General features: G+C 56.1%; 1 protein-coding gene. It reads right to left on the reverse strand.

Annotation, left to right across the window (positions count from 1 at the left end):
• A partial coding sequence (locus tag KMS84_RS44825) for a hypothetical protein (RefSeq protein WP_256921660.1) occupies positions 1 to 244 on the reverse strand: 244 nt, incomplete at both ends.

Below are 244 nucleotides of genomic sequence, written 5' to 3' on the forward strand. Positions count from 1 at the left end.
ATTTCCAGGTGATCGGGTGCTTCCTGCCGGAATCCCTCAAGGTTGCGCGCATACGTTGCCTGATGCTTCGACACGAAGTTGTTCATCGGACGAGGCAGGTAGACTTTCAGCGTTTCACAACCCGCCGAGCGAGGCGTGGTATCCGTGTTCCGCCAGTAGGCGCAGAGGAAGACTGGGTACCCGGTTTGGTTTACTTCTGAGAACCCTTCACTAGATGCCAATGCCTGCTGTGCCTGACGGTAGT

It is taken from the genome of Streptomyces hilarionis, assembly GCF_024539675.1.
In the GTDB taxonomy this organism is placed as follows: domain Bacteria; phylum Actinomycetota; class Actinomycetes; order Streptomycetales; family Streptomycetaceae; genus Streptomyces; species Streptomyces hilarionis.